Annotated in this window: 23 protein-coding genes and 1 pseudogene; 8 read left to right on the top strand and 16 right to left on the bottom strand. The window is 69.2% G+C overall.

The annotated features are described in order from the left end of the window. Positions 1 to 183: 183 nt before the first annotated feature. The 4 genes from MOM01_RS18545 to MOM01_RS18530 form a co-directional block, all read right to left on the bottom strand. Complete coding sequence (locus MOM01_RS18545) at positions 184 to 2367, bottom strand: malate synthase G (RefSeq protein ID WP_241386913.1); 2184 nt, start codon at positions 2365 to 2367, stop codon at positions 184 to 186. Between the two features lie 81 nt (positions 2368 to 2448). Continuing rightward, the gene (locus MOM01_RS18540; protein ID WP_241386912.1) at positions 2449 to 3390 is read right to left on the bottom strand and encodes a 3-methyladenine DNA glycosylase; all 942 of its coding nucleotides are present in this window, start codon (positions 3388 to 3390) and stop codon (positions 2449 to 2451) included. Between the two features lie 88 nt (positions 3391 to 3478). Then, complete coding sequence (locus MOM01_RS18535; RefSeq protein WP_241386911.1) at positions 3479 to 4597, bottom strand: hemolysin family protein; 1119 nt, start codon at positions 4595 to 4597, stop codon at positions 3479 to 3481. Beyond that, on the bottom strand, positions 4594 to 5964 hold the full coding sequence (locus tag MOM01_RS18530; protein WP_241386910.1) for a hemolysin family protein: 1371 nt from the start codon (positions 5962 to 5964) through the stop codon (positions 4594 to 4596). Before MOM01_RS18530 ends, MOM01_RS18535 begins: the two co-directional genes overlap by 4 nt. A 323-nt stretch (positions 5965 to 6287) precedes the next feature. On the opposite strand from MOM01_RS18530, the gene MOM01_RS18525 reads away from it, so the two are divergent. After that, positions 6288 to 6926 (top strand): class I SAM-dependent methyltransferase, encoded by a 639-nt coding sequence (locus MOM01_RS18525; protein WP_241386909.1) that lies wholly within the window; start codon positions 6288 to 6290, stop codon positions 6924 to 6926. On the opposite strand, the gene MOM01_RS18520 is transcribed toward MOM01_RS18525, so the two are convergent. From MOM01_RS18520 to MOM01_RS18490, 7 genes are all read right to left on the bottom strand, one after another. Further along, positions 6877 to 7782, bottom strand: coding sequence for a DMT family transporter (locus tag MOM01_RS18520; RefSeq protein ID WP_241386908.1), 906 nt, complete (start codon positions 7780 to 7782; stop codon positions 6877 to 6879). The two genes, MOM01_RS18525 and MOM01_RS18520, sit on opposite strands and share 50 nt — an antisense overlap. Beyond that, positions 7782 to 9233, bottom strand: coding sequence for an NADP-dependent phosphogluconate dehydrogenase (gene gndA, locus MOM01_RS18515; RefSeq protein ID WP_241386907.1), 1452 nt, complete (start codon positions 9231 to 9233; stop codon positions 7782 to 7784). Before gndA ends, MOM01_RS18520 begins: the two co-directional genes overlap by 1 nt. Positions 9234 to 9306: 73 nt before the next feature. Continuing rightward, positions 9307 to 10257 (bottom strand): M56 family metallopeptidase, encoded by a 951-nt coding sequence (locus tag MOM01_RS18510; protein WP_241386906.1) that lies wholly within the window; start codon positions 10255 to 10257, stop codon positions 9307 to 9309. Between the two features lie 13 nt (positions 10258 to 10270). After that, complete coding sequence (locus MOM01_RS18505) at positions 10271 to 10681, bottom strand: BlaI/MecI/CopY family transcriptional regulator (RefSeq protein ID WP_241386905.1); 411 nt, start codon at positions 10679 to 10681, stop codon at positions 10271 to 10273. 77 nt (positions 10682 to 10758) lie between these two features. Continuing rightward, on the bottom strand, positions 10759 to 11628 hold the full coding sequence (locus MOM01_RS18500) for an ABC transporter ATP-binding protein (protein ID WP_241386904.1): 870 nt from the start codon (positions 11626 to 11628) through the stop codon (positions 10759 to 10761). Further along, complete coding sequence (locus MOM01_RS18495; RefSeq protein ID WP_241386903.1) at positions 11625 to 12755, bottom strand: FecCD family ABC transporter permease; 1131 nt, start codon at positions 12753 to 12755, stop codon at positions 11625 to 11627. Before MOM01_RS18495 ends, MOM01_RS18500 begins: the two co-directional genes overlap by 4 nt. Further along, positions 12752 to 14173 (bottom strand): FecCD family ABC transporter permease, encoded by a 1422-nt coding sequence (locus MOM01_RS18490; RefSeq protein ID WP_241386902.1) that lies wholly within the window; start codon positions 14171 to 14173, stop codon positions 12752 to 12754. The genes MOM01_RS18495 and MOM01_RS18490 overlap by 4 nt, the downstream gene beginning before the upstream one ends. Positions 14174 to 14371: 198 nt before the next feature. Between MOM01_RS18490 and MOM01_RS18485 the strand changes: the two genes are divergently transcribed. The 4 genes and pseudogenes from MOM01_RS18485 (at position 14372) to MOM01_RS18470 (ending at position 17898) form a co-directional block, all read left to right on the top strand. Further along, on the top strand, positions 14372 to 15088 hold the full coding sequence (locus MOM01_RS18485) for a hypothetical protein (RefSeq protein ID WP_241386901.1): 717 nt from the start codon (positions 14372 to 14374) through the stop codon (positions 15086 to 15088). Between the two features lie 207 nt (positions 15089 to 15295). Then, positions 15296 to 15604, top strand: a pseudogene (locus MOM01_RS18480) (hypothetical protein); the annotation flags it as partial. 15 nt (positions 15605 to 15619) lie between these two features. Further along, positions 15620 to 17611 (top strand): type IV secretory system conjugative DNA transfer family protein, encoded by a 1992-nt coding sequence (locus MOM01_RS18475; RefSeq protein ID WP_241386899.1) that lies wholly within the window; start codon positions 15620 to 15622, stop codon positions 17609 to 17611. A 2-nt stretch (positions 17612 to 17613) separates the two neighbouring features. Beyond that, positions 17614 to 17898 (top strand): hypothetical protein, encoded by a 285-nt coding sequence (locus tag MOM01_RS18470; RefSeq protein WP_241386898.1) that lies wholly within the window; start codon positions 17614 to 17616, stop codon positions 17896 to 17898. A 73-nt stretch (positions 17899 to 17971) separates the two neighbouring features. Here the strand turns inward: MOM01_RS18470 and MOM01_RS18465 are convergent, their stop codons facing one another. Beyond that, positions 17972 to 18847 (bottom strand): transposase, encoded by an 876-nt coding sequence (locus MOM01_RS18465; protein WP_241386897.1) that lies wholly within the window; start codon positions 18845 to 18847, stop codon positions 17972 to 17974. A 334-nt stretch (positions 18848 to 19181) separates the two neighbouring features. Next, positions 19182 to 19541: a hypothetical protein gene (locus tag MOM01_RS18460; protein ID WP_241386896.1), complete on the bottom strand. Its 360-nt coding sequence runs from the start codon at positions 19539 to 19541 to the stop codon at positions 19182 to 19184. Positions 19542 to 19611: 70 nt separating this feature from the next. On the opposite strand from MOM01_RS18460, the gene MOM01_RS18455 reads away from it, so the two are divergent. Next, the gene (locus MOM01_RS18455; protein ID WP_241386895.1) at positions 19612 to 20649 is read left to right on the top strand and encodes a hypothetical protein; all 1038 of its coding nucleotides are present in this window, start codon (positions 19612 to 19614) and stop codon (positions 20647 to 20649) included. Positions 20650 to 20874: 225 nt separating this feature from the next. Here the strand turns inward: MOM01_RS18455 and MOM01_RS18450 are convergent, their stop codons facing one another. The 3 genes from MOM01_RS18450 to MOM01_RS18440 form a co-directional block, all read right to left on the bottom strand. Beyond that, positions 20875 to 21459 (bottom strand): hypothetical protein, encoded by a 585-nt coding sequence (locus MOM01_RS18450; protein WP_241386894.1) that lies wholly within the window; start codon positions 21457 to 21459, stop codon positions 20875 to 20877. Next, on the bottom strand, positions 21456 to 22055 hold the full coding sequence (locus MOM01_RS18445; protein WP_241386893.1) for a hypothetical protein: 600 nt from the start codon (positions 22053 to 22055) through the stop codon (positions 21456 to 21458). Before MOM01_RS18445 ends, MOM01_RS18450 begins: the two co-directional genes overlap by 4 nt. Before the next feature lie 98 nt (positions 22056 to 22153). After that, entirely contained in the window at positions 22154 to 22531 is a 378-nt protein-coding gene (locus tag MOM01_RS18440; RefSeq protein ID WP_241386892.1) for a hypothetical protein, read from the bottom strand. Between the two features lie 488 nt (positions 22532 to 23019). Between MOM01_RS18440 and MOM01_RS18435 the strand changes: the two genes are divergently transcribed. Together MOM01_RS18435 and MOM01_RS18430 are read left to right on the top strand one after the other, a co-directional pair. Then, positions 23020 to 24432, top strand: coding sequence for a hypothetical protein (locus tag MOM01_RS18435; protein ID WP_241386891.1), 1413 nt, complete (start codon positions 23020 to 23022; stop codon positions 24430 to 24432). 397 nt (positions 24433 to 24829) lie between these two features. Next, positions 24830 to 25561 carry a cold-shock protein gene (locus tag MOM01_RS18430; protein ID WP_241386890.1) on the top strand — a complete coding sequence of 244 codons (732 nt, stop codon included), beginning with the start codon at positions 24830 to 24832 and terminating at the stop codon, positions 25559 to 25561. Positions 25562 to 25659 lie beyond the last annotated feature (98 nt).

Below are 25659 nucleotides of genomic sequence, written 5' to 3'. Positions count from 1 at the left end.
TGCTGATCCCTCGTCGTCCGCTGCCGCGATGTCGCCCGCTCACGTGGTGTCCGCCTCGTTTCGTTTGTCGGTTCGGGGGTCGAGTCTAGTGAGCGGCGGGTGGGTGTCCGCGGGGGCGCCGGGCGGGCGGGAGACGGGACGGGCCCCGATCCGTGGAATCGGGGCCCGTGGTGGGTGTGCCGGTCAGGCGTACTTGGCCTTGTACTCGCGGCGACGGCGGTGCAGGATCGGCTCGGTGTAGCCGCTGGGCTGCGTGGTGCCTTCGAGGATGAGTTCCTTGGCGGCCTGGAAGGCGATGCTGTCGTCGAAGTTCGGGGCCAGCGGCCGGTAGCCGCGGTCACCGTCGTTCTGGCGGTCGACGACCGGGGCCATGCGTTCGAGGGAGGCGACGACGTCCTCGGCGGTGACCACGCCGTGGCGGATCCAGTTGGCGAGCAGCTGGCTGGAGATGCGCAGGGTGGCGCGGTCCTCCATGAGGGCGATGTCGTGGATGTCGGGGACCTTGGAACAGCCGACGCCCTGGTCGATCCACCGGACGACGTAGCCGAGGATGGATTGGCAGTTGTTGTCTAGTTCCTCGCGCTTCTCCTCGTCGGTCCAGTTCGGGTTCTCGGCGAGGGGGATGGTGAGGATGTCGTCGACGGTGGCGCGGGTGTGGCCCTTCAGTTCGTCCTGGACGGCGAAGACGTCGACCTCGTGGTAGTGGGTGGCGTGCAGGGTGGCGCCGGTGGGTGAGGGCACCCAGGCGGTGTTGGCGCCGGCTTTGGGCTGGCCGATCTTCTGTTCGACCATGTCGCGCATGAGGTCGGTCATCGCCCACATGCCCTTGCCGATCTGGGCCTTGCCCTGCAGGCCGCAGGCGAGGCCGGTGTCGACGTTCCAGTCCTCGTAGGCGGCGATCCAGCGCTGCTGCTTCATGGCGGCTTTGCGGACGACGGGCCCGGCTTCCATGGAGGTGTGGATCTCGTCGCCGGTGCGGTCGAGGAATCCGGTGTTGATGAACACCACGCGGTCGGCGGCTTCCTTGATGCAGGCGGCGAGGTTGACGGTGGTGCGTCGCTCCTCGTCCATGATGCCGACCTTGAGGGTGTTGGTGGGCAGGGAGAGGATTTCTTCGACGCGACCGAACAGTTCGGTGGTGAAGGCGGATTCCTCGGGGCCGTGCTGCTTGGGCTTGACGATGTAGATCGAGCCGGTGCGGCTGTTGGCGAGGGGGCCGTGTGCTTCGTCGGTGTGCAGGCCGTGGATGGCGCACAGGCTGGTGATCAGCGCGTCGAGGATGCCTTCGGGGACCTCGTTGCCGTCGCGGTCGAGGACTGCGGGGTTGGTCATGAGGTGGCCGACGTTGCGGACGAACAGCAGGGAGCGGCCGTGCAGTTCGAGGTCGCTGCCGTCGAGGGCGGTGTAGATGCGGTTCGGGTTCAGCTTGCGGGTGAGGGTCTTGCCGCCCTTGTCGAAGGACTCGGACAGATCGCCCCGGTTGAGGCCGAGCCAGTTGCGGTAGCCGATGACCTTGTCGTCGGCGTCGACGGCGGCGACGGAGTCCTCGAAGTCCATGATCGTGGTGACGGCGGATTCGAGGACGACGTCCTTGACGCCGGCGGCGTCGGTGCTGCCGATGGGGGACTCGGGGTCGATCTGGATCTCGATGTGCAGGCCGTTGTTGCGCAGCAGCACCGAGGAGGGCGCGGTCTTGTCGCCGAGGTAGCCGACGAGCTTGTCGGGCTCGGCGAGGCCGGTGACGGTGCCGTCGCCGAGGGTGACCTGCAGGGCGGTGCCGTCGATGCGGTAGCCGGTCGAGTCGGCGTGTGAGCCGTCGGCGAGGGGGACGGCCTTGTCGAGGAAGTCGCGGGCCCAGGCGATGACCTTGTCGCCGCGGACCTTGTTGTAGCCGGTGCCCTTCTCGGCGCCGCCTTCTTCGGGGATGACGTCGGTGCCGTAGAGGGCGTCGTAGAGGGAGCCCCAGCGTGCGTTGGAGGCGTTGAGGGCGAAGCGGGCGTTGAGGACGGGCACGACGAGCTGGGGGCCGGCGGTGGCGGCGATCTCGGTGTCGACGTTCTCGGTGCCGATGGTGAACGGTTCGGGGGCCGGGACGAGGTAGCCGATCTCCTCGAGGAAGGCCTTGTAGGCGGCGGGGTCGTGGGGTCGGCCGGCACGGTCGCGGTGCCAGCTGTCGATCCGCGCCTGGAGGTCGTCGCGCTTGGCGAGCAGTTCCCGGTTGCGGGGGGCGAGGTCGTGGATGATCTTGTCGGCACCTGTCCAGAAGGTGTCCGCGTCGACCCCGCTGCCGGGGATGGCCTCGTTGTTGACGAAGTCGTAGAGAACCTGTGCGACCTGGAGTCCGCCGACCTGCACGCGTTCTGTCATCACCCTCACTCTTTCCGGTTGCTGTGCGGCCGGAAACGTCCCGGCCGCACGGAATCGTCGCTTATGTTACCCGCCAGTAGATTAGGGCGCAGTGGTTCCGAGCGCCTGCAAGGCGGTACATCGATTCATCAGCTCTTCTCTCAGAGCTGCGGCGCGACGGGTGAGCGCCGACTGCTCGCGGACGTACTGTGCGCGTCCGGCGGCAGTCTCGATCCTGATGGGCGAGTAGCCGTAGTCCTCGAGATCATACGGGCTCGCCCGCATGTCCAGTTCGCGGGCTGCGGCCGCGTGTCGCAGGCACCGCAACGTCAGCGCCGAATCGGTCAGCGGCAGCAACTTGTAGCACCACTTGTACAAGTCCATCCCGGCGTGCAGGCAGCCGGGTTGCTCGGTGCGGATCTGCTCGCCGCGGGTCAGCGTCTCGGCGTTGCGGGGCACCGCCGCGGGGGTGAAGAACCGGAACGCATCGTAATGAGTGCATCGCAACTGCATTGATTCCACCACTGCATCCGTACCGTCGTGGCCGAGACGCAAGGGCACCGACGAGTGCCGCACCCCCTCCCCGCCGGTGCGATAGACCATCGCCCATTCGTGCAGGCCGAAGCAGCCGAGCTGCGCCGGCCGGGCCGCCGTCGCGGTGAGCAGTCGCGCGACGAAATCCACCGTCTCGGCGCGGCGGTCGAGCACCGCACGAGCCACCTGCACTCCGGGCACCCCGGCGTGCACGACCCGCTCGTAACCGGGATGATCGCGATAATCGCGGACCGCGCTCGCCCCGAGCAGCACGGTGCCGAAACCCGGATGCCAGCGCCGCAGCTGATTCGGTCGCAGGCTGTAGTAGGTGAACAGGAAGTCGTGCACCGGATGCGTACGGCCGGCGGCGCGGCGCTGCAGATGCCCGGCGAGCAACTCGTCGACGGCGGCGTGGTGCTGCGCCCGCAGCGGGGTCCACTCGGCCTCGGTCAGGATCCGCGGACCGGGATCCGGGGACAGGGTGGGCTGCGTCCGCGGGGCGAGGTCCATCCGGTGTGTGGCGCGTGCCCGTCGCCGTGCGCGACCGCGTGCGAGCGCCGTCCTCCTTCCGAGATCGAGGTGCAGACCGGGCCGGCGATCACCCGTCGTGTTCGGGTGATCGCGGTGCGGCCGTGCGGGGTCGGTTGCCGAGCGGATCCGCGACCCGGTGGGTGGCATCGCGGACCGTTCCGACGAACTCTTCCACGAGGTCCTCGAGCGCGACGATGCCCTGCAGTGTCCCGGTGGCGTCGATCACCCCGGCGAGATGCGCGTTGGCGCGTTGCAGCACCCCGAGGGCCCGGTCGAGACCGGCGGTCGCAGCGATGGTCGGCAACGGGCGGATCATCGACGCCGGGATGAGGGTGTCCGGGCCGGCGGACTGGTCGCGGACCAGCTCGAGCACATCCTTGATGTGGATGTATCCGGTGATGCGGCCGTCGGCGCGGCGGGTGGGATAGCGCGAATATCCCGTCGCGGTGACGGCACGTTCGACGTCGCCGAGGGTGGCGTCCGCCCCGGTCAAGGGAACGGTGCGGACGCGGGCGAGCGGGATCAGCACGTCGGTGACGGTGCGGCCACCGGTGGCCAGCGCGCGGGTCAGCCGCCGGTGTTCTTCTTCGTCGAGCAGCCCTTCCGAGCGGGATTCGCCGATCATCGCGGACAGTTCGACCGCCGAGACGGAGGTGTCGAGCTCGTCGCGGGGAGTGATGCGAGCGGCCCGCAGCCCGGCATTGGCGCACAGATTGTAGAAGGCGATGACCGGCCGGGCGGGGCGCATGAACATCAGGTGCACCGGCACGAGCAGCATCGCGGCCCGTTCCGGCCCGGCGATCGCGATGTTCTTCGGCACCATCTCGCCGAGCAGGATGTGCAGGACCACGACCAGGCTCAGACCGAGGGTGAAGGCGATCGGGTGCAGCAGTGACTCGGGGACCCCGAGGGTGTGCAGAGGCACTTCGATCAGATGCGCGATGGCAGGTTCGGCGACGCGGCCGAGCAGGATCGAGCAGATGGTGATGCCGAGCTGGGAGCCGGCGAGCATCAGGGACAGATGTTCCCCGGCCCGGATGACGGTGCGGGCCCTGGTCTTGCCCTGCGCGAGGAGCGCTTCGAGCCGGTCGCGGCGGACGGTGATGAGCGAGAACTCGGCGCCGACGAAGAAGGCGTTGCCGGCGAGCAACAGCACGGCGAGGACGATCGCGAGCCAGTCGTTCATCGCCGCTCACCGGCCTCGTCGTCCACGTCCTCGTCCGCGCCCGCCGGGGCGGCGGGGACGAGCAGGACGCGGTCGATGCGGTGCCCGTCCATCCCGAGGATGCGCGCGCACCAGCTGCGGTCGTCGTCGCCGGGGCGCGGCGGCAGGCGGATCTCGTCGCCGGCCCGCGGGATGCGGCCGAGTTCGGTGAGGATCAGTCCGGCCAGGGTTTCGTAGTCGCCGTCGGGGGCCCGATATCCGGTGAGCCGCGCCACCTCGTCGGTGCGCAGCAAGCCGGTGCACGACCAGCCGTCGTCGACGCGGTGCGCGTCGAGTTCGTGTTCGTCGTGTTCGTCGCGGACGTCGCCGACGATCTCCTCGACGAGATCTTCCATGGTGATGATCCCGGCGGTGCCGCCGTATTCGTCGACGACGAGCGCGACCTGCATGCCGTCGGCGCGGACCCGCTCCATGACGGTGTCCCCGTCGAGGGTCGACGGCACCGTGGGGACGCGACGGGCGAGACCGTCGAGGGTGGTGGCGCCGCGCGCCGCGGCGGGCACGGTGAAGGCCTGTTTGACGTGTACCACGCCCCGGGGGGCGTCGAGATCACCGTCGACGACCGGGAAGCGGGAGTAGCCGGTGCGGGCCGACAGATCGATCAGGTCGAGCACGTTCGCGGACCGGTCGAGGCTTTCGATCGTGCTGCGTGGGGTCATCAGGTCTTCGGCGGTGCGGTCCCCGAACTGCAGTGACCGGTAGACCAGGCGGGCGGTGTGCTCGTCGAGGCTGCCGCTGCGGGCGGAGGTGCGCACGAGGGAGCCGAGTTCCTGCGGGGAACGCGCCGACCGGAGTTCTTCGGCCGGTTCGATGCCGAGCAGCCGCACGATCCGGTTGGCGGCGCCGTTGAGGCCGAGAATCGCCCAGCGGAACAGCAGCGAGAAGGCGAGCTGCAGTCCGGCGGTCGCGCGGGCGGTGGCCAGGGGCCGGGCGATGGCGATGTTCTTGGGGACGAGCTCACCGAAGACCATGGAGAAGGAGGTCGCGATGAGCAGCGCGAGGATCAGCGAGACGGTCGCGGCGGCGGTGGCGCCGAGTCCGATCGCGTCGAGCAGCGGGGCGAGGAACCGCGCGAGGATCGGTTCGGCGAGATAACCGGTGATCAGGGTGGTGATGGTGATGCCCAGCTGGGCGCCGGACAGCTGGAAGGACAGGGTGCGGTGGGCGTGCTGGACCTGCCGGGCGCGGCGGTCGCCGTGCCGCGCCTCGGCGTCGACGGTGCTGCGTTCGAGAGCGGTGAGGGAGAACTCGGCGGCGACGAACAGGGCGGTGCCGGCGGTGAGGGCGACGAAGCCGAGCAGCGCGGCGATATCGAGCAGAACGGTCATCAGCACCGGTCCCGGGCGGGGCGGCGACCTGCGCGGGGGCCCGGCCCGCAGTGGCACGCCGCGGGTGGGGAGGGGGCATCGGGGGGTGGGGTGACGGTGGGTGCCGTGGGCACCGGTGTCCTCTCGTCGGTCCGGTCGCGGACGAGGGTCCACCTCCCGGAGCTGGTGTCGACGGATACCGATTCTACCGGCGGGCACCGCGGGTGTCGCGGGACGGCGGCGACCGGGACCGGTGTGCCGCTGCGCCGGTGGGCGCGTGCGCTGCGGCGCCGGTGGGCGCCTACCGTGGGTCGGAGTGCAGGCGACGAGGTGGAGGAGCGTGGATGAGCGGGGCAGAGATGCCGGAGGGCACCGGGCGGGTACCGAGCCTGTGGGAGGAGATGGTCGCGCAGAACCCGGCGCACTCGTCCTGGTATGTGGACCGGTTCCGCAGCATGGCTGCGCAGGGGCAGGACACCGTCGGTGAGGCCCGCCTGATCGATGCGATGGTGCCGCGTCAGGCGCGGATCCTCGATGCGGGGTGCGGGCCGGGCCGGACCGGTGGGTATCTGCATCGGGCCGGGCACACGGTGGTGGGTGTGGATGTCGACCCGGTGCTGATCGCGGCGGCGGAGGAGGATCATCCGGGACCGACCTGGCTGGTCGGGGATCTGGCTGCGCTGGATCTGCCCGCGCGCGGGATCGCGGCGGACTTCGACGCGATCGTGTGCGCCGGCAATGTGATGACCTTCGTGGCGCCGTCGACCCGTGTCGCGGTGCTGGGGGCGTTCGCGGCGCATCTGGGCCCGCAGGGGCGGGCGGTGATCGGTTTCGGGGCGGGCCGCGACTACGAGTTCGGGCAGTTCCTCGCCGATGCGAAGGCGGCCGGGCTGGTTCCGGAGCTGTTGCTGTCGACGTGGGATGTGCGTCCGTTCAACGAGGACGCGGAGTTTCTGGTGGCGGTGCTGTCCCGCGCGCGGTGACCGCCGTGGCGGCCGGGTCGTCGGCGGGGGCCTCCTGCCGCGACAGCGCCACCGTGGTCGCCGCCATCACGACGACGGCGGCGATCACGAGCACGAGTTCGGGGCCGTCGACGCGGAGACGTTCGCCGAGCACGGTCATGCCGAGGAACACCGCGGCGAGAGGTTCCCCGACGGTCAGGGCCGGTAGGGAGGCGGCGAGCGATCCGGACTGGAAGGCGCGTTGCTGCAGGTAGACCGCGGCGACGCCGGCGGCGATCAGCGCCCAGGTCTGCCAGGAGCCGAGCACGGCGGGGATGCCCTGTTCGAACAGGTCGGTGACGTGCTTGGTGAAGGCGGCGGTCACTCCGTACAGGATGCCGCCGGCGGTCCCGAAGGCCAGGGCGCGCAGGGTGGGGGTGAGAACGGCGACGGCGATCGCGGCGACGACGAGGGCGAGCACGATGCCCAGCGGCAGGGCCCAGCGGGCGGCCGCCGGGTCGCCGCTGCCGGCGGTGGGATTGCCGACGAGCAGGAACACCGCCAGCGCTGCGCACAGGGCGGCGGCGAGCAGCCAGCTGGTGCGGGTGATGCGGCGCCCGCCGGTGGCGGCGGCGATGGGCAGGGCGAACAGCAGCGCGGCCACCAGCAGGGGTTGGACGAGCAGCACCGAGCCGACGGCGAGCGCGATGATCTGCATCAGGTAGCTGCCGCTGTCGCCGAGGATGCCCGCCCACCAGCGGGGGCTGCGCAGCAGGCTGCCGAGGAGGGAGTCGGAGGAGGCCACGGCAGCCGCCGAGCGCTGCTGTGCGACGCTGCCGACTGCGGCGAGCAGGGCGGCGGCGAGGGCACAGGCGACGGCGACTGCCGTGCCGGTCATCAGGCCTCGATCTCGCTGTGGTCCCCGCTCCACAGGGTGTGGAACTTGCCGGGGCGGTCGACGCGCTCGTAGGTGTGGGCGCCGAAGTAGTCGCGCTGGCCCTGGGTGAGGGCGGCGGGCAGGCGTTCGGCGCGCAGACCGTCGTAGTAGGACAGCGACGAGGCGAAGGCGGGGATGGGGATGCCGAGTTCGGTGGCGGTGACCACCACGCGGCGCCAGCTGTCGATACCGGCCGCGATGGCGTCGCGGAAGTAGGGCGCGAGGATCAGGCTGGGCAGGTCGGGGTCGGCGTCGTAGGCCTCTTTGATGCGGTTGAGGAACTGGGCGCGGATGATGCAGCCGCCGCGCCAGATGGTGGCCAGGGCGGCGCGGTCGATGTTCCAGCCGTATTCGGCGCTGCCGGCGGCGATCTGGTCGAAGCCCTGGGCGTAGGCGACGATCTTCGAGGCGTAGAGGGCGGCGCGGATGTCCTCGGTGAACCGAGCGGCGTCGGTGGGGGCGGCGCCGAGGCTGCCACCGGCCAGGCCGCGGGCGGCGGCCCGCTGGTCGCGGGAGCCGGACAGGGCGCGGGCGAAGACGGCTTCGGCGATGCCGGTGACGGGCACACCGAGGTCGAGGGCGGACTTGACGGTCCAGCGGCCGGTGCCCTTCTGTTCGGCGGCGTCGACGATGACGTCGACGAGCGGTGTGCCGGTGGCGGCGTCGGTCTGGCGGAGCACCTCGGCGGTGATCTCGATGAGATAGGACTCGAGGGTGCCGGTGTTCCAGTCGGCGAAGACGTCGGCGATCTGTCCGGCGCTGTAGCCGAGGGCGTCGCGCAGCAGGTTGTAGGCCTCGCCGATGAGTTGCATGTCGGCGTATTCGATGCCGTTGTGCACCATCTTCACGAAGTGGCCGGCGCCGTCGGGGCCGATGTGGGTGCAGCAGGGGGTGCCGTCGACCTGGGCGGCGACGGTTTCGAGGAGGGGGCCGAGGACTTCGTAGGATTCGGCGGGGCCGCCGGGCATGATGGACGGGCCGTTGAGGGCGCCTTCCTCCCCGCCGGAGATGCCGGCGCCGACGAAGTGCAGGCCGCGGGCGCGCAGGGCGGCTTCGCGGCGGATGGTGTCGGTGTAGAGGGCGTTGCCGCCGTCGATGATGATGTCGCCGGGTTCCATGGCGTCGGCGAGCTCGTCGATGACCGCGTCGGTGGCGTCGCCGGCCTTGACCATGATCAGGACGCGGCGGGGTCGTTCGAGGGCGGCGACGAAGTCTTCGATGCTCTCGGTGCGGACGAAGGTGCCGTCGCTGCCGTGTTCGGCGAGCAGCGCGTCGGTCTTGGCGATGCTGCGGTTGTGGAGGGCGACGGTGTAGCCGTGGCGGGCGAAGTTGCGGGCGATGTTCGAGCCCATGACGGCCAGTCCGGTGACGCCGATCTGGGCCTGCGGGGTTTCGGTGCTTTCGACGGTCATGGCTACCAGCTTCCCCCGAAACGGGGTCCGATCGAAATCGAACGCGCGGTGGCGGGATGCGGTGCCGGTGTCGTCAGAGGCCGAGCAGCAGGGACAGCTCGGTCAGCCAGGGCACGGCGACGGCGATGGTGGGGACGACGAGGATCGCGGCGGCGGCGAGATAGGCGGTGAGCGAGACGCGCAGGCTCGGTCCGGGACCGGCGAGTCGTTGCACGCGCAGCACCGTGGTGGGGCCGCCGACGGCGAGTGCTCCGGTGGGGGTGCGGGCGCCGGCGCAGGCGACGAGGGCGCGGGCGAGGGGGGTGGGGCCGGTGACCCGGACGGCGGAGTCGTCGGCGAGCAGCTCGACGAGCAGTTTCACCGAGTCGAGTGCGGAGCCGGAACGCACCCAGCGGGGGAACGCTTCGTAGACGGCGGTGAAGGCCTCGAGGATCAGGTCGTGGCGGGCGCGCAGGTGGGAGTGTTCGTGACGCAGGATCGCGCGTAGTTCGTCGTCGGCGAGATTGTCGAGGGTGCCTTCGCTGAGCACGACCCGGTGCCGCAGCCCGGGCAGGCAGTAGGCGATGGGGTCGGCGGTGTCGAGGATGCGCACGTGCGGGTGGCGGCGGACGGCGGCGCCACTGTCGCGCTGGTCGAGCAGGTCGACGAGCATGCGGTGGCGGGCGCGGCGGCGGCGGGTGCGGACCGCCACGCGCAGCACGGAGTAGATCAGGCGGGCGCCGATGAGCACGGTCAGGGCGAAGACCACGATGTAGGTCAGCCACAGGGGCAGGCCGAGCACGTTGATCTCGGCGAGCGGGTCGGTGGTGGGGCGGCCGTCGGCGCCGGGGGCGAGCAGGCGGGCGGCGATGGCCAGGCCGCTGCTGAACGCGGACAGGACCGCTGCCAGGGCCACGGCCTGCCACAGCACCAGAGCAGCCCGGGGGTTGCGGTGCGGCCAGGTGGCGCGGGCGAGGAGCCCCGGCACCGGGCCGGCGAGGAGGAGCGCGGTGGTTCCGAAGAACAGCGCCGTGGTCGCGTTCATGGCATCGAGTGTGTCAGCCGGCCCGTTCGGCGTCGTGGTCGGTGTCCGTGCCGGCCTGTCGGGCTTCGAGTTCGGCGAGGGCGGCGCGCAGGGCGGCGGCCTCGTCGGCGCCGACGCGGCCGACGAAGTGTACGAGGGCAGCGGCGCGGCCGGCGGTTTCGTCGGCCTGGTCGAGGGCGTCGACCATGAGGCCGGCGACGAGTTCTTCGCGGCCGTGCACGGGCAGATAGCGGTGGGCGCGGTCGTCGCGCTGCTGGATGACCAGATTCTTCTTCGCGAGACGTTGGAGAACCGTCATGACGGTGGTGTACGCGAGGTTGCGGCGGGTGGCGAGGGCTTCGTGGACCTGCCGGACGGTCTGCGGTTCGGGGGAGGACCACAGGTGGTCCATCACTGCGCGTTCGAGTTCTCCGAGTGCTGCCATGGGAGGATTCTACGGCCTTCTCCGACGAACGTGCGTACTACCCCCGGTCGTAGGGCCCGGTGGGGTCGGGTCGTCCGTCAGGCCGGGCCGGGACCTCCGGCGGCGCCGTAGACGTGGCGGGTGCCGATGGGCACGATCAGCGGCCGGTCGGAGACGGGATCGGCGATCACGGAGGCGTCGAGACCGAACACCTCACGCAACAACTCCACGGAGATCACCTCGGCCGGCGGACCGGACGCGACGATGCGGCCCTGCTTCATCACCACCAGATGGTCGCTGTAGCGCACGGCGAGGTTGAGATCGTGCAGCACCATCACCACGGTGCGGCCGAGTTCGCTGTGCAGCCGGTCGACGAGGTCGAGGACCTCCATCGAGTGCGCGAGGTCGAGATAGGTGGTGGGTTCGTCGAGCAGCAGGATGTCGGTGCCCTGGGCCAGGGCCATGGAGATCCAGGCGCGTTGGCGTTGCCCGCCGGACAGTTCGTCGACGGGCCGGTCGGCGAGGTCGGCGATGCCGGTGCGTTCGAGGGCGAGCGCCACCTCGTCCTCGTCGTCGGAGGACCACTGCCGGAACCAGGACTGGTGGGGATGGCGGCCGCGGGAGACGAGGTCGGCGACGGTGAGACCTTCGGGGGCGACGGGCGCTTGCGGCAGCATGCCCAGCACGCGGGCGACCTCGCGGGTGCGCATGGTGGTGATGTCGGCGCCGTCGAGCAGGACGGTGCCGGTGCGCGGCTTGAGCAACCGGCTCAGCGAGCGCAACAGGGTGGACTTGCCGCAGCCGTTGGGACCGATGACGGTGGTGACCACGCCGGTGGGGATGGCCAGGTCGAGGTCGTCGACGATGAGCCGGTCGCCGTAGCCGAGGCTGATGTGCTCGGCGACCAGCCGCGGTGGCGCCGCGTGCGGGTGGCCGGCGGGGTCGGCGGACAGGTGCGTGTCGGTCATCGGGAGACCTTTCGGTTCGAGCGCACGAGCAGATACAGCAGGAAGGGGCCACCGAGGGCGGAGGTGACCAGACCGACCGGCAGGGCGACGGGCAGGATGGTGCGGGCGATCAGGTCGGCGGCGACGACGAACAGCGCACCGGTCAGCGCCGAGGCGATGATCGGCGGGCCGGCCGAGCCGACGAGCCGCAACGCGATCTGCGGGGCGGCGAGGGCGACGAAGCCGATGGGGCCGGCGGCGGCGGTGGCCACCGCCGCCAGGGCGCAGGCGGCGATCAGCAGCAGGGCCTGCTGGGTCTGCAGCCGTACCCCGAGGGAGCGGGCGGTGTCGTCGCCGAGGCGGAGCGCGCCGACGGTGAACGAGGCGGTCGCGGCCCAGCTGCCGACGAGCAGCAGGGCGATCGCGGCGGGCACCACCTGGCTCCACGACACGCCGTTGAGCGAGCCGGTCAGCCACACCTGGGCGCGGCTGACGTCGTTGATGTCGGCGGAGACGAGCATCCACTGGGTGACCGCGAGGAGCATGGCGTTGACCCCGATGCCGATGAGCACGAGCCGGAATCCGTCGGCGCCGCGCCGCCAGGCGAGCAGATAGATGACGGTGGCGGTGAGCACCGCGCCGAGCAGCGCCGACAGCGGCAGCCCGAGGACGGCGAGCATGCCGACGATCGAGCCGCTGCTGGTGACCACGATGAGCGCGACGGCGGCGGCCGACGCTCCGGCGGTGATGCCGAGGATGTCGGGGCTGGCCAGGGAGTTGCGGGAGACCGACTGGGTGATGGCGCCGGAGACCGCCAGGGCCGCCCCGACGACGACGGCGGCGACGCCGCGGGGCAGCCGCAGGTCGAACACGATGAACCGGTCGAGGCGTTCCCCGCCGCCGACGAGCACCTCGGCGACCTGCAGTGGGCTCAGCGGATAGTCGCCGCGGCCGAGTGCGACGCACAGCAGCAGCACGGTCGCGGCGACGAGCAGGGCGCACACGAGCACCATGCGGGCCCGCCACACCACCGACAGTGATCCGAGCCGGAAGGCGGGCCGGCCGGGCACCCGGGTGGTCAGCTCGACCGCGGAGCGGCGCCGCGCGGTCGTCGGGGCCGGGGCGGTGCCGGTCGGGGAGTCGTTCACAGGGACACCAGCTTCCGGCGGCGGACGAGGGCGATGAAGAAGGGCGCGCCGACGAGGGCGAGGACGATACCGACCTGCAGTTCGCCGGGGCGCACCACGATGCGGCCGACGATGTCGGCGAGCAGCAGCAGTGCCCCGCCGAGCAGCCCGGCGTAGGGCACCAGCCAGCGGTAGTCCGGTCCGGTCACGGCGCGGGCGATGTGCGGGACGACCAGCCCGACGAAGGCGATCGGGCCGCACGCGGCGGTGGCGGCGCCGGTGAGCACGGTGATCGCGGCGATGCCGATCACCCGGGTGGTGAGCACATTGGTGCCGAGCGAGCGGGCCACGTCCTCGCCGAGGCTGAGCAGGTTCAGCGCGGGGGTGGAGGCGAGGGCGACGAGCAGGCCGCCGACGATGAACGGCAGTACCTGCCAGAAGACGTCCATGCCGCGGCCGGCGACGGACCCGACCACCCAGAAGCGGTAACCGTCGAGGCTGGTCTGGTCGAGCAGCACGATGGTCTGGATCATCGCCTGCAGGAAGAAGGCGACCGCCGCGCCGGCGAGGGCCAGGCTCAGTGGACTGGAGCGGCCGTTGCCGACGGAGGCGAAACCGAACACCACGATGCTGGCGAGCGCGGACCCGGCGAAGGCGAACCACAGATATTCCGCCGGGGTGCTGAGCCCGAACAGGTAGATCGACAGCACGACGAGGAAGGCGGCGCCGGCGTTGATGCCGAGCAGGCCGGCGTCGGCGAGGGGATTGCGGGTGTGTCCCTGGATGAGGGCGCCGGCGACACCGAGGGCGGTGCCGACGAGCAGGGCCAGCAGGGTGCGGGGGATGCGCAGCGAATGCACGATCACGTCGGTTTCGGAGCCGTCGTTGACGACGAGCGCGTGAAAGACCTCTGCGAAACTCATCGGGCGCGCACCGATGGCGATGCTCGCCAGGATGCACAGCGCCAGCAGCACGGTCAGGGCGGCGAGGCCGAGCAGGCGCCGGCGGCGCAGGGCGGTGATGCCGGTGTCGGCGGCGAGGGGGGTGAACCCGTCGTGGTCGGCGTGGCGTTCGGTGACGATCTCGGTGCCGCGGCGCAGCAGGGCGTGGCGGGTGCCGGCCGGGCCGGTGGTGTGCCGGTCGCGCAGCACCAGGCCGGTCCACTGCAGGCCGAGGCTGCGGCCGGTGCGGCCGGCGCGGTGGCCGAGATTCCACCACAGCAGGGCGGTGGCGGCGAGGACGGCGGCGCCGCCGAAGACGATGCGGTCGGTCTGCCCGCCGCCGTTGGCGTCGGCGAGGGTGTCGACGAGCAGGGCACCGATGAGGAGGGGGACGGCGAGGAGCGCGAGGTCGCACAGGGCGGCGGCGAGCCGGCGGCCCGTGCCGGGTGGGGTCGCCGGGTCGGTGTCCGCGGGGGCGGCGTGCGGGGTGGCGGTCACGGGCGCGGGGTGCTCCTCGGAGAAGGCGGGAAAGGCGGGGTCGGGTCGTCACGGATCGCGGGGAACGCGAAGGGTTTCGGAGTTAGGTTACGGAATCCTATGTCTCGGCGGGAGAGGGGACGGGGTTGCGCACACCACCCCTGGATGCAATGGTTAGGCTTACCTAATCAAGATTCGCCGTCGATCAGGAGGTGTCGGATGACGACGCTGCTGCTGCCGCCCATGGAGGCACCCGTCCGCCCGTTCGAGGACACGCGCACCCGGCTGCGCGCCCTCGCCGCGGGAGCCCCCCGCGTGTACGCGGTGGCCTGTATCGACGAAGAACCCCGCCGGCGCTGGTGGTTCCTCGGCGGCCCCGAACGGCAGCAGCGGATCGAGATGCTCTACGAGCGCGCCCTGCTCGACGTCGACGACCCGCGCATCGCCGCCGAACAGGTCGCCGGGGCCCTCATCCACGCCATCGTCGGACGCGTCCTGGCCCCCTACGCTCTCGAAGGCCGCGTCTGGGATCCCGGCCTCGAGAACCTGTGGCTGCACCAGGACAGCGACGGCTGCATCGACTGGGCCGGCATCGGCGACGACACACTGCGGGTCCTGCCCGGGGACCGGGCCGCCGGCGCACGGCACGTCGTGGTGCTGCCCTGCGAGGATGCGATGGCCGTGTGGACCGCACATCGGGCCACCACCGCCCTGACCGCCGTGCACGCCGCGCTCCGCGCCCTGGCCCCGCTGTCGACCTTCCGGTTCTGGGGGATCGTCGGGCGCACCATCGTCACCGGCGCCGCCCAGTTGCCCGTGCTCGGCGGTGCCTCGCGCCGCACCGCCGCGCGACGCGGCCAGGCCCTGCTCGACGCCTTCGTCGCTGCCGGATATCCGGTCCGAGGCCTTGCCGGATTAGGGCAGCCTTCCCTATAATCGAATCGTTCCGGCTGCTGGACCGCAGCGGAGTCCTGAGGGCTGCAGTGACTCCCGGTCCATTCCCGCGGCGGGCCCCACGTTCTCGTGGGGCCCGCCGTCGTGTACCCGACGACTTTCGGCGTTCTCGGCTCGGATGCGGCTGCGCGGATCCGGTCCTGCCACCTGCCGTCGACGTGAGCACGATTGATGCGCTGTCCTGTGTGTGCCACGCCGTATCTCGGCGGAGACCTGCTCGCCGTCGCCGAATCCGGCAGCCGTGCCGAAGTCCGGCCCGATGCCGATTGGCAGCAGTGGGCGGCGGCGAAAGACGCCGTGACGGCGGTCTGCGCTCACTCGGATACCACCCCGGCGGCCCCGGCCGGGATGCGCACCGTGGTCATCGACGTGATCTGCACCCAAACGGTGCTGCACGCCAGGGGGCGCAGCACCCGCCTGACCCCGCAGCTGTGGCGCACCACCACCGTCCGCACCGACGACGGGTGGCGACTGACCGACTACCGATTCCAGCAGTAGAAGGGGCACACGACGATGGCACACACCAGACGTGACCGGCCCCGCACCTCCTCCAGTGCGGACGAGATGTTCCTCAAGGCGTTCCCTGCCCTGCTGGTGGCGGCCTATCTGCCGACGATCGCCTACAACACCGGTGGGGGAGCAGACCCCACCTGGAACCCGATCGGCCTGATCTTCGCCCTGGGGTTCGGATCGACGAGCTGGCCGGCCGGGGCAACCATCATCCTCGGTGTCGAGCTGGTCCTGCGTGCGGCGGTCGTCGGGTTCGGCTGGTGGGTGCTGCGCCGGTTCGGTGCCATCGAGACCGTGCAGGGCAAGCAGTTCGAAAAGCGCATCGACCGCCTCGCCCGCACGATGGTCGACCCGAGGGAGGTCGATGAGGCCGACCCGAAGTACCTCGCCGCCTCCACCGACCGGCTCGCCCCGGCCATCTCACAGACTCATCCCGGCTATCTCGGTATCCCCCTCGGCAACACTGTGGTCGGAGGCCGCACCTTGCACATGACCTGGGAATTCGTGGCGATCGCTTTCGCCGGTGCCCGCATGGGCAAGTCGGCATCGTTCGCTATCCCCGCGATCTGCCACGCCCCGGGGGCGGCGCTGGTGGCGTCCAACCGCGGCGATGTGTACTCGCACACCGTCGGTATCCGCCGCGAAACGGGGCGGGTGTGGGTGTTCGACCTGCAAGGGGTGAGCACCGGTAACCGGCAGCAGCGGGCAAGCTTCTGGTTCGACCCGCTGCGTAACGTCACCGACCTGCCTTCTGCTGCGGCGGTGTGCGGTTACTTCATCTCCGCTGCCACCGACGCCGGTGCGCGTGTCGATGCCTACTTCGACGGCAACGCCCGTGACCTGTTCGCCTCCTACCTGCTCGCCGCCGCCTTGGTCGGCGGGGACATCCGGCATGTGGTGGAGTGGCTGACCAACACCCAGTCGCAGATCCCCCCGGCCGTGCTCGAGCAGTACGGCTACCCGGAGCTCGCCCGCACGATGCGCGGCAAGCAGGCCGTCAACGCCAAGCAGCGCGGCGGCTTCTACGACATGGCTCGCCGGTTCCTCTCGCCGTTGGACGAACCTCGCTATGCCGAAGCAGTTCTGCCGAACCGACGGGTGGTGATCGGCACCGACACCCACGGCAACGTCATCATCACTCCTGGCCAGCATGTTCATGAGCTGCCGGAGTTCATCTCCGCCGAGTTCGTCACCCGCACCGACACGATGTATGCGCTGTCCAAGGACGGCCCCGATTCGTCCTCGGCGATCTCGAGTGCTCTGGTCGGGCAGATCCTCACCTGCGCCGAGGAATACTCCGAGCAGCAGGAATCGGAGCGGAGGCCGATCCCGCTGACGGCGGTGCTCGACGAGGCTGCCGACATCTGCAAGATCGAGGACCTGCCGCGGTGGTACTCGCAATTCGGTGGCCGCGGCATCATCCTCATCACCTTCTTCCAGTCCCCCTCCCAGGGTGAGAAGGTCTGGGGACGCGAAGCGTTCAAGTCCATGGTCGATGCGTGCAGTGTGATCTGGTACGGCGGCAACGTCGAAGACGATGCGTTTCTGTCCGGTCTGGTCGATGCGGTCGGCACACACTACGTCGACACCGAATCTCGAAGTCGCGGCGCCGGCTTCTTCTCCAGTAGCCAGGCGAGCGTGTCGAACAACTGGCAGAAGGAGAACATCTTCGAAAAGCGGGACCTGCGGGCACTGCCGAAAACCCGTGCCCTGGTCACGATCGGCGGCTCCACCCCGATCCTGGTCCGCAAAGCGTTCTGGGGGGACTCACCGTTCGCCGATGCGATCCGCCAATCCAAGCAGGAGAGCAAGCAACACGCACCGGCCCAGCAGAAGGCCCTGCCCGTCGGTGAATCCGAACGCCCTGCTGTGGTCGCCGACATGGTGGTGCCGTCCCAAGAACAGGCCGACACGGCGCCTATTCCCCACGAGCCCACGCCCGAGACTTCTCGCGCAGACCGGCTCTTCCACTCCGAGTTTCTGACAAAGGACTGAACATGGTCGAGGTCAATATCGCAGCGGCCGACGAATGGGACACCGACAACGAAGCACCGGACGGTGACGACTACGAAGAGGAGCTCGAGCCGGACCAGTACGAAGATGAGCCGGACCAGTACGAAGATGAGACAGACGATGCCGCCGATGAGTACGAAGACGAGGCAGACGCGCCTCCCACTAAGGAACCGAAGTTCGTCAATGTCATCGAGTGGGTCAACGGCTTCTTCCTGCCGGTGATTCGCCGCCGGATCAGCGACAACGACGGCGGCCTGTCTTGGGTGTGATCTTCGGCGAAAGGTGGCACGGTTCTGAGCGGTGAGAACGGCATGGCCCCCGGGGCGCAGCGGCGGGCAATGATCAGATCCACCTCTCGTACCGGTCGGCGGGCATCAGCTTCGGGAAGAATTCCCTTCGTAGGGCGCGGATCAGCGCGATGTAGTTCCCGCCGTCGGTGCGTGCGGCAGTTGCAAGGCTCTGGAACGTGCCCCGCAGCGGATCGAATGCAAACGATTCGGAGGCATCTCGCACCGCGTACATCGCGATGCCCGGCGCCGGAGCCGGACCGTTCTCAGGGATTGTGGTGTCGATGGTGGGGTCGTCCTGGAACGCCTGCCACAGCTGCTCACGTTCGTCGCGGCCGAACGGGGACGGCAACGTCCGGTTGCCGTCCTCGAGCGCATCCAGTGCCGGCGCGATCCAATCCCTGTCGGCGATGCCGGCGATGGTGAAGGCTCGTCGGACAGCCCAGACGGTAATGCGCCGAAGTTTCGGCTCGCGAGCCCTCGCGATCGCGTCCGCAAGCGCGCGATCGACACCGGCGAGGTCGATCGCCTGGGGGCATCGGCTCAGTTTCTCGGACGGCGGTCTCCCACCCCATCGGATGGCCTCCTGTTTCGCCGCCTCGGCCATCTTCTCGTAGCCGACCCTCAGGTAGACGGTTGCGTCGGCGGCCGGATCGGGGTCCCACCACGTGCGGGTCGGATGTTCGACGATCTCCTGCTCCCAGGCACTGTCCGTCTTGTGAAGACGAACCATCCCGTGGGGCCGATTCACCCGCCATACCTGCACCAGATACTCCTCGGTGGGCTCGTCGACCTCGAGAGCCCAGTGCGTGTCCCGACCGCGACCGGACACCCGGAACCGATACGACCCGCGGCCGATGGCCAGCCGGCCGAAGTCGGGTAGCTTCTCCCCACTGAGGGTGATCACGGCGAATGCCCTGGTCACCTTCACCGTGGCTTCCTCGACGACCTCCCACGCGCACCGATCGGCGTGGAAAGCCGGCTCGTTGTCGCAGACCTCGACGTGTCAACGACACGGGACCGTAGGCGATGCCGGTCATGACCGTGGCGAAGTTCTGCCCGACCTCGATGACGCTGCCGGTCTCCGACGGTTCGTAGGTTTCCGCGGTCACAGATCCCAGGACGAACTGATGATGGTCCGCGACGGCCACGCCGGATTGGTTCATCAAGGCACGGTAGCGCACGAGGCTGCACCCTCTCCGACACCAAACGGGTGAGCAGCCGCCCCGATCGGTTCCATCTCGGGTAGGAGCGGCAAGCGGCAGCTACTGACCGAACGTAGAGCGCAGACGTGCGTTGATGAGCTCGTTCACGCGCGTGCGCATCCGCAGGATCGTCTCGTCGTCCGGTACCGGCTCGTCGACCGTCAGTATCCAGCACACGGTGGTGCTGCTGCGCCGGGATCCGGAGAGCTCGAACCGGATCCGTGCGTCGCGACGCCACGGCCAGATCGAGGTCCACACCACCAGATCCGGCTCGACAGCCTCGACGACCTCGGGGCGTTGTTCGTCCTCGTACAGAATCAACCACGGACGCCTCGGATCACGGTCGGGGTCGATCAGCGCCTGGTAGACGATGTGCGGCGGGGGCGGCTGGGTGCGCCGCCGGCGCGCGATTTCCGGCATATCGCACCCTAGCGTTTCTTGTGTCTCGAGCCGGGTCTGCCCTGGTGGTCGTCGCGGTAGGTTCGTCGGCATGGATACCGCCGAGCACGTGCTGGCCGCACCCCGGGGCCGGCGGTTCGCCGCCCACCTCGGCTATGCGTGCAGCACCGACGAGCGAGCGAGCAACTACCGCGAACCCCTCACCCGGGCAGATGCCCTCGACGTCCTGGCCGCCGTCGACGCCGAAACCGTCGCGCAGTTGTCTGAGCTCGACGTGCTCGAAGCGTTGGGCCGGGCAACGGATTTCGCGCGGTACTGGCAACCGCCGGACGAGGAGGACCTCTGGTTCGGCGATCCGGCTATCGTCGCGGCCCTGCACCCGGTCGTCGAGGCGGTGCTGGCCTGCGACCATGCCCGGTGGTGGAGCACGCCGATGGATCCGACGTGCCAACGAGCAGTGCAGAAGCGCTACCCCTCCACCGAGGAATGGTCCGAGACGTTCTGGAGCAACCAGGACCAGGACGCCGACCTGACCGCCTGGCGACGGCATGTCCTCGACGACGAGGATCGGTTCCGGCGCTTTCTGGACGCCGAACCCGAGCGCCAGATCAGCGGCGAGTGGTGGTCCACGCCGGTCCCGAGCAGAATCCGGGTCACCAGCCGCGCACGACAGAATCTGGGTGCGGTGGAGTTGCTGCTCGCCGAAGACGACATCTCCGACGGTCGCCACGCCCGGGTGTGGCCGGTGCATGTCGACGACTCGGCGCGGGTCTACGAGATCACCGGCCCCGACGCCTGGACTCACCTCGTCGACGCGTATCCCCTCGCGGTGCCGGCGTCGCGGCGCTCCGACTGGTACGAGGCCACCGGCAAGCATCTGCAGTGGTACCTGCCGGACTGGGCAGCGGTGAGCGTCGACTACGACGCGGTGCACCTGACCGTTCTCGGGTATCTCACCACCCCCGGGCTGGCGCTCCCGTTGACCACGCACACCGGGGCCAGTGTCCTGGCCGGATGGGATCCCGACGCTACCTTCTGGCTCGACCCGCGCCTGGTCCGAGTCGACGGCCGACCCGTCGAATGGCACCGCACAGGCGACACACCCTGGATGCCGAGATCAGCAACATGAACACCACGCTGGCCCCTGCGAATCCGGCGCCATGATGGTCGATTGGCTTCGATCGGCCTGCTCGTTGCCGTGCGTGCTGCTGGGCACTTCGCTCCGCTCCGAAATTCCTCGATCGCTCAATGCTTTTCGAGTCCGTCCCGAGCGGAGAACACGGACTCGGTCGACCCTCCAGCACTGGGCCTGGTCAGGTTCCCTCGAGCGGACGCGAACCGGCTCGGGGTTTGACTACTCCCAGTACGGCGGCTCGCGTGCAGGATCGTCGAGTACTGCGTCGATTCGCTGGTCGGCCACGATGCGGTCGATTGCGTTCGCACTGGCGCCGATCGTGGCGAAGTGCGGATCGACATCGTTGGTAATGCACCAGGCACGGTCTGCCGGCCAGATGAAGGCGGGATCAGGCGAGTCGCCGTACGGCCACCGCGCTGTGTCGTCGCTATTCCAGTGTGCGTAGTCCGCCAGCGTGCCGCGGAACAACCAGTAGACGCGATTGGGGATCGCGAAGTTGGGCGCCGAGTTGATGGTCGTGGTGCCCCACCCTTCCCACAGGCAGAAGTAGCACTCGTCTGGTGTGGTCGTGTATCGAGACAGAACCTCTACTGCCACGCCGATCTGATCCTTCTCCGACAATGCGTTCTGATCGAAATCGACGTCACTCGTCTTCTGTCCAGGAAAGCTCGGGTCGGGGATGAACCTCACCCGCGCATAGCTCGGATATCCGACTGGGCCGCGGCCTGCCAATCGGTACCACGGAAGTCTCTGCTCGACGAGCCAATCGGCGGCCGATGCATCGTTGCACAGTTCGAAGCTCACCCGGCGATTATCCGAAGTTCGACGAGAACACCGACTTCCTGGGTCCATGGCCCCTCCGGTGGCGGAATCAGATTGATGCAACTCCCCGAGCTCTCGATGATCGGCGACTCGGGCACCGTGCCCGTCGCGAAGCCGTTCTGCCCCTCCCGGACAGGCCCGAAGGTATGGATCCCGCCCCCGCTGCAGTGGCCGTTCGCATCCGGCCAGCTCGTATGACTGACCAGCCGGCGACCGGTCACCGCGGCGCGCACGCGGGCCTGTTCCGGCACCAGCGCCGGGAAGTCGGCCGACAACGAGCCGGTCACCTGCACGGTGCCGTGATACAGCGTGCTCGAGTGCAGAGCTGCACCCCAGCCCCAGCCCCGGCCGTGCAGCAGTAGTGAATAGGTTCCCGGATGCGTCCGTCCGGCCGGATCGACCCATTCCCGGGACAGTCGTCCGTCACCGCGCACCTCCACTCGGGCGGTGAGGTCGTTGCGCATCTCGGGAGGAATCCCCGGCTCGTGCTCGACGAAGGTCAAGGCATACTCCACATGGTCACCGACCTGCGGGAACTCCACCATGCCGTCGAGAATCAGGTCTGCCGGGATAAGCACACGCAGACTCTCCGTAGTGATCTCCTGTGTCATCGCCACCTCGTCGACGCTCCCAGAAGCCGGTCGTTCCGGCAACGCTCACCGGGCATGTCCTGGTGTCAATTCCACAGGACGCGGGGAGCGCCGTCCGCATCCGTCCCGATGAAGTTACCGGGTCGGATCCCACCGGAAGCGATGAACTCGGTCAACAAGTGAGCCATCTCCGGTGGTGCGTTGATCTCACCGCGTGTCACCGGAGGTATCACGATGCTGGCCTTGGATCCGGGAAGGTGCTCGATGCCGTAGACCGCGTTCGGCGCGAACTCGACGTGGACTTCCAGCGAGTTCGCGTCGAGCTGGTCGATGCTCGTGATCCTGTACCGGTAGAGCTTCCGGTTGTTCTCGGCCTCGCTGGCTGTGATGCCTTGTGTTTTCCACAGGGCGTCCTTCCACAATGAGAAGAGTCGGTCGAGTTCGGCGGCATCGGGAACGCTCATGATGTGGATTCTTCCGGCTGTCGGCTTCGATCAGGACGCTTCTGTTGAGGTCGACCGCGATCTTGGACGTACCCTGTCTTCAACCTCGCTGGTCCGGGGCACCTTTACAGGGCCCACCCGAGTGACATGAATCTTGGAAACTGACACGAATCCTGGAACCTCCTGTGGAGATGCAGCGAAGACTGGCCGGACACGCTGCTGCACATCGACAGATCCCGGGTGTGTCAACAGTACTCGTGCAAATGCGCGACTCGGTCGACCGCATCGCCGATCGTGCGCGGCGGCAGCGTGTCGGGCACGCTGGCAGGGTGACAGAGCCTGACCAGGTGTGGCGTCCGCAGACTCAGCTGCCGGTGTTGGTGACTGCTGTGTCGATCGAAGACGGGGAGACACCGCCCCCGGAAGTCGGTGCCGTCGCGGTGTTTCCGTTGTTGTTCGAGGAGATGCCTGCCGATCCGGCGGATCCGTCGATTGTCAGGCTTGGCGCTGTGGCCGAGCCCCTGCATTCGGGAAAGCCCGCGTTGCAGCGGCCCGGGGACGGACGACAGTGGTGGGACTGGACCGTGCTGCTGCGCGGTGTGGGGTGGACGGCCACCTGGTACACCCGCCGTCCGGTGCTCGGTCAGGTCGAGGTCACCGGCCGGCTGATCGGTGATCTGTCGTACGCCACTACCGGGCGGATCCGCGGACGGGTCAGGCGTATTCACGTCGCATCCGATCGGTACCGGCGTGAGGTCGATCAGCCGCACTCGCCGTTCCGGCCGGTGGCTGGCACCCGTCGCTATCGGCAGGTCACCACGTCCCCGCGATCGTTCGCCCATGTTGCCCGGCTCAGCGGCCCCGACCCGCTGGTCGAACGCATTCACGAGGTGGGTGTGTTGGTGGATCTCGACTTGACCGATGTGCCGCCACCGCCGCTGCGGCCGAGCGTGATCCCCGCCGCGATATCCGCGCACGACTGCGATCTGTGGATCGCCGACCGTGAACTGCCCGTGGTGGTGCATCTCGACGCCGGCCGGCGCGTGCGCGAGTACATCGTGCCCGGGCAGATCTTCGATACTCCGCCGGCTGATCGCACCCGTTCGGTGTGGGCGCACGCCGACGGCTGCTGGGTGGGCGGCTGGGACGGAATCTTCCACTGCACCCGGGGTGGCACCGTCGAGGCGATTACTGACACACCGATTCGAGACGGCGCAGCCCATGCCCAGACCCTGCTCGCCGTGGCGGTGCCGGACCGCGGCACCGCCGAGCTGATCCTCGCTCGCCCGGGACAGGACCTGGTGAGGCACCCTGCCGAGCAGTGGGGCGACCTCGAATCGATGACGACCTGCGCGGACGGGTTTGTCCTGCTGTTTCGCCGGCGTGATCCGAGCACCGGCGCGCTCGGAGCGGCGCGCCTGGTCCAGGTCGATCTGCACGGCATCGTGACCGTCGGTCCGCCGCTGGAGACCGCGGTGATGTCCTATCGGCCGTTTCTGACCGGTCTTCCACCGACGATCGTCGACGGCACCGCTGCATACCGGATACTCGACGATCTCACTCTCGCCCAGCCGAACTCATTGCCTGATCATGTCCTCGGCGGCGGACAGATCGAAGACCTGCTCTGGATCGTCGGCCATCCCCCGGACGGTTCCGGCCGTGGGCGATGGTGGCCACTGCCGGGACCGGCCGTGTATCCCGCCGATCACCATCAATACTGGCTGTTCACCCGCCTCGATCCGGTCACCTGGGAGCCGATCTCGAGCACCCCGATCCGCAGTCCCCGCCCGGACGTCACCATCGACGGAGCCGGCACCGTGTGGGTCACTGCTGCGGGGGTGCATGCCTTGCCGCGCCAGCACATGAACCCGCCGGAGCTTCTCGATGTCGCCGAACTCCTCGACCGCTCCCGCCTCCGGTAACTGAGATGAGTGGGGCGAACCGTTGCGGGTTGCTCACCCGGCCGTAGGTTTCTTGCTGCGGATTCTCCATGGCCAGCTCGTGTCTTGAATGTCCGACAGCGCCATTGATGAGCGACGCACTGCCGGTGTCGCGCCACCAGGCACCCACGATACGGGTAAACACCACCCTCACTTGAGCGTGTGGTCGAAATGTAACGCTAGAGGCGAAAGTCCATATGTGTTTGTCGGCGGTCCCCGTTTTTTCTCCCTCCTCGGAGCGGTGGGGCCGCTCGGTCCGCGCATTCCTCCCCGATGTGTGTGGCCGGCGGGAAGTCCGGTGGTGCACACCCGGGCTTTCCGCACCGCAGTTGTCGCCAGTGTCAGGATGCGGGGATCACCGCGGCGAAAGGAGACGTGGGTGCGCACAGCGGTACGGGCCGCCACTGCCGCGGTGGTGCTCACTGCGGTCGCGGCCGTGGGGATATGGACCGTCGGTGCCGTATCCGGCCCCGATGCTGTCGGCCCCGGCGACGGTGTCGCCGAGACCGGGACGGGAGATCACGGCGCGATGCCGAGTCGAGGTGTGGTCCGCAGCTGGGACCTCGAGCACATGCAGGGTGTGATCGACGGCGATGAGGTTCCCGGTGGATGCCATGTCGACTTCGCGGCCGTTGCGGTGGACGGGTTTCCCGCTCTCACACCGGGCCACGAGGTGGAGTTCGAATGGATCCGCCCCGAGAACCCGGCAGCGGGTGTCGAATTCGAGTTCGAGTGTGTGCGGGCATGGCCGGCCGGGCAACAACCCTTCCGTCGCCCTACCGGATTCGGGGCGCGCGCATGGTCGGTCCATCCCGACGGCCGCATCGAGGAAGAGCACTTCGTAGGCGAACCCTCCGCACCCGTACCGGTCCCGCCTCGGGTGACCGGCCACAGTGTCGGCACAGTCCGGGAGTGGAACGACGAACAGGGCTGGGGAGTGATCGATTCCGACCAGACCCCGGGCGGATGCTGGGCGCATTACAGCACCATCGTCGGCGAGGGTTTTCGTACCGTAGCGGTCGGAGCCACCGTGGTCCTCGATTGGGAACAGGTCACCGATCAGGACGGCTACCACTATCGAGCCACCCGAATCGAGCAGCAGTCCGGCTGACCGCATCTCATAGCAGGGTCTTCAGGTTGTCAGGCTCGGAACGGCCCCGACAGTTCCAATGACGGCGCCTCATGTGGACGAGACCGAGCGCGAGGGCT

The sequence above is a fragment of the Rhodococcus sp. CH91 genome, assembly GCF_022554085.1.
Classification (GTDB): domain Bacteria; phylum Actinomycetota; class Actinomycetes; order Mycobacteriales; family Mycobacteriaceae; genus Rhodococcus.
The sequence above is the reverse complement of the archived record's forward strand: the minus strand, read 5'-3'. Positions and strand labels throughout refer to the sequence as shown.

What these genes read in the sequence shown, in the direction of transcription:
- MOM01_RS18475 (WP_241386899.1), top strand. Translation starts at nt 15,620, where the DNA reads ATGGCACACACCAGACGTGACCGGCCCCGCACCTCCTCCAGTGCGGAC.
- MOM01_RS18535 (WP_241386911.1), bottom strand. Translation starts at nt 4,597, where the DNA reads ATGAACGACTGGCTCGCGATCGTCCTCGCCGTGCTGTTGCTCGCCGGC.
- MOM01_RS18505 (WP_241386905.1), bottom strand. Translation starts at nt 10,681, where the DNA reads ATGGCAGCACTCGGAGAACTCGAACGCGCAGTGATGGACCACCTGTGG.
- MOM01_RS18470 (WP_241386898.1), top strand. Translation starts at nt 17,614, where the DNA reads ATGGTCGAGGTCAATATCGCAGCGGCCGACGAATGGGACACCGACAAC.
- MOM01_RS18455 (WP_241386895.1), top strand. Translation starts at nt 19,612, where the DNA reads ATGGATACCGCCGAGCACGTGCTGGCCGCACCCCGGGGCCGGCGGTTC.
- MOM01_RS18545 (WP_241386913.1), bottom strand. Translation starts at nt 2,367, where the DNA reads ATGACAGAACGCGTGCAGGTCGGCGGACTCCAGGTCGCACAGGTTCTC.
- MOM01_RS18520 (WP_241386908.1), bottom strand. Translation starts at nt 7,782, where the DNA reads ATGACCGGCACGGCAGTCGCCGTCGCCTGTGCCCTCGCCGCCGCCCTG.
- MOM01_RS18485 (WP_241386901.1), top strand. Translation starts at nt 14,372, where the DNA reads ATGACGACGCTGCTGCTGCCGCCCATGGAGGCACCCGTCCGCCCGTTC.
- MOM01_RS18440 (WP_241386892.1), bottom strand. Translation starts at nt 22,531, where the DNA reads ATGAGCGTTCCCGATGCCGCCGAACTCGACCGACTCTTCTCATTGTGG.
- MOM01_RS18525 (WP_241386909.1), top strand. Translation starts at nt 6,288, where the DNA reads ATGAGCGGGGCAGAGATGCCGGAGGGCACCGGGCGGGTACCGAGCCTG.
- MOM01_RS18530 (WP_241386910.1), bottom strand. Translation starts at nt 5,964, where the DNA reads ATGACCGTTCTGCTCGATATCGCCGCGCTGCTCGGCTTCGTCGCCCTC.
- gndA (WP_241386907.1), bottom strand. Translation starts at nt 9,233, where the DNA reads ATGACCGTCGAAAGCACCGAAACCCCGCAGGCCCAGATCGGCGTCACC.
- MOM01_RS18510 (WP_241386906.1), bottom strand. Translation starts at nt 10,257, where the DNA reads ATGAACGCGACCACGGCGCTGTTCTTCGGAACCACCGCGCTCCTCCTC.
- MOM01_RS18540 (WP_241386912.1), bottom strand. Translation starts at nt 3,390, where the DNA reads ATGGACCTCGCCCCGCGGACGCAGCCCACCCTGTCCCCGGATCCCGGT.
- MOM01_RS18500 (WP_241386904.1), bottom strand. Translation starts at nt 11,628, where the DNA reads ATGACCGACACGCACCTGTCCGCCGACCCCGCCGGCCACCCGCACGCG.
- MOM01_RS18460 (WP_241386896.1), bottom strand. Translation starts at nt 19,541, where the DNA reads ATGCCGGAAATCGCGCGCCGGCGGCGCACCCAGCCGCCCCCGCCGCAC.